The sequence below is a fragment of the Blautia luti genome, from assembly GCF_013304735.1.
Lineage (GTDB): Bacteria > Bacillota > Clostridia > Lachnospirales > Lachnospiraceae > Blautia_A.
In genome coordinates this window covers 1-2,477 of record NZ_JAAITI010000080.1, presented here as the reverse complement: position 1 = coordinate 2,477, position 2,477 = coordinate 1, and the positions used below count along the sequence as shown (strand labels likewise).

General features: G+C 43.0%; 2 protein-coding genes. Both read right to left on the bottom strand.

What is annotated here, in order from left to right; all coding sequences use genetic code 11:
- A partial coding sequence (locus G5B06_RS18465) for a DNA topoisomerase 3 (protein ID WP_173772712.1) occupies positions 1-1,980 on the bottom strand: 1,980 nt, incomplete at its 3' end.
- Positions 1,981-2,477 (bottom strand): CD1107 family mobile element protein (locus G5B06_RS18460; RefSeq protein ID WP_173772711.1); only part of this gene is annotated, 497 nt, incomplete at its 5' end. It abuts the gene before it with no gap.

Here is a 2,477-nt window from a genome sequence, read left to right as displayed (position 1 = left end):
TGATACCAGATCCTTATAATGGATTTTTCCTTTAGACAGGAACTTCTTTGCTGCCGTCTTATCCATCTTTTTTCCCTGACTCGCAAGGAATTTATCATTCTTCCATAAGGTAAAAGTACAGTTCCGGTCAGAACAGTAAAAGTTTACTTTCCCTTCCTGGACATCTGCTCCACATCGGGGACATTTGCCAATGACTTCTCCTTTTGCCTTTCCCTGAAACTGATTTTTCTTTTCTTCTGAAATTCCCTGATACCTGGCAACCAGTTCCTGCATCAGTTCTGTAATCCCATTTAGGAATTCATCTGCTGTCTCTGTATTCTGGGCAATGTGATTCAATGCCATTTCCCACTCTGCGGTCATCTTCGGAGATTTAATCTCATCTGGCAGAACTGTAATCAATACATTACCATCATCTGTCGGCACCAGATTTTTCTTTTCCCTTTTCACAAAACCAGACTGAATCAGTTTTTCAATGATTGCTGCCCTTGTTGCCGGAGTACCAAGTCCTTTCTTTTCTGTATCTTCGGTCAGTTCTTCATTCCCTGCACGTTCCATCGCAGAAAGCAGGGTATCTTCTGTGTACTGTTTCGGTGGCTGTGTGAAATGCTCCGATACCAAAGAATCACAGGGACCGTAATGCTTGCCTGCCCAGATATCCAGCTCCGGCTCTTCTTTCTCAATCTTTACGCCAAAGAACTGTTTCAATTTATTTTCGATCGCCTTGAATCCTTCCTGCTTTGTTTTCTTTGCTGTGAGATAAAACGTATGATAATTGCAGGTGATCTGGCATTTATGGCTTTCATAAATATAAGGATCTGCAGTTGCTGTCAGAACCCTGGCACTGATCAGATACAAAATCTTGCGGTTTCGTTCTTTCAGTTCACCAATATCTGCTTTGGCTACTTCCATGGTTGGGATAATCGCATGGTGATCGGATACTTTCTTTGAATTTAATACCTTACTCACGTCTGGGTGATATTCCAGACCTTCAGCATAAGGCATTTTCCCAAGTAACATCTGAATCAGTGTTTCAGTGCTTTCTCCCATCTCATCTGTCAGATACTGGCTGTCTGTTCTCGGATAAGTGACCAGCTTCTGCTCATACATCTCCTGCACGGCATCCAATGTCTGCTGTGCGGTATAACCAAACATTCTGTTTGCTTCCCTCTGCAGAGTGGTCAAATCATAGAGCTTCGGAGGACGGACCGTTTTTTCTTTCACATCATCCTTTTCCACTTCGCACATACGCTCCATACAGTCCGCAGCCACTCTATCTGCATCTTCTTTTTTCTGAAAATGCTCTGTGACCGCATCCATCTCGTCAAACTTGATATGAGCCATATAATATTTTTCTTTGGTAAATTCCTTGATCTTCTGATTTCGATCCACGATCATGGCAAGTGTTGGTGTCTGTACTCTTCCAACTTTCAGATTCTGGTTATACAGAACGGAAAAAAGACGGCTCGCATTGATTCCCACCAGCCAGTCTGCCTTTGCCCTGCAAAGTGCTGACTGATAGAGACTGTCATAACACGAACCGTCTTTTAATGACGCAAATCCATCTTTAATTGCCTGTTCCTCCATGGAAGAGATCCAGAGCCGCTTCATCGGCTTTTTGCATCCTGCCTGCTCATACACCAGACGGAAGATTAGTTCTCCTTCCCGCCCGGCATCTGTAGCACAGATTACTTCATCTACTTTGGAATCTCGCATCAGTTTTTTCAAGATTCCAAACTGCTTTTTCGTGCCTTCCAATACCCTGTGTTTCCAACATTCCGGCACAATCGGCAGATCTTCATATCTCCATTTTTTATATTTTTCATCGTATTCTGATGCATCACATAATCCAACCAGATGTCCTACGCACCAGGAAACGAGATAACCGTTTCCTTCCACGTAGCCATCTTTTCTTGTTCTGGCTCCAATCACGGAAGCCAGTGCCATCGCAACCGATGGCTTTTCTGCAATCACTAACTTCATTTACTCCTGCTCCTCTTCTTCATCTTCCAGCACAGCATCATCAAAATCCTCGTCTCTCAGGATTTCTGGTTCTATACTTTCTTCCTGCTCATCTGCATCGTCTACTTCCCGCTTTTCAGATTCTGAATCTTCGGATTCATCTTCATCCTCTTCCATCTCATCCTCGTCATCATATTCATGCTTTGGTTTATAGACTTTGAAGTAATATCCTCCTGCCGCAGCTCCTACTGCAACCAGTGCAATCAGAAGATACGTTCCAAATGGACTTTTATCTTCTGGCATCTGGATTTCATCCTCTACCTTATCTTTCTCAGCTGTCTCAGTTGTTTCCGGCTTTTCTTCTTCAGCCTGTTTCTCTGGTTCTGCATAAACAGTATCTACTTCCGGAAGTGTCACGGAATCAGAAAGTGTGAAGTTCATCAGATCTTTCTCGCTGACTTCTGTAAGGAAATACACATTATCCTGAGATTTTGAATTGTCGATGATCAGATAAAAAA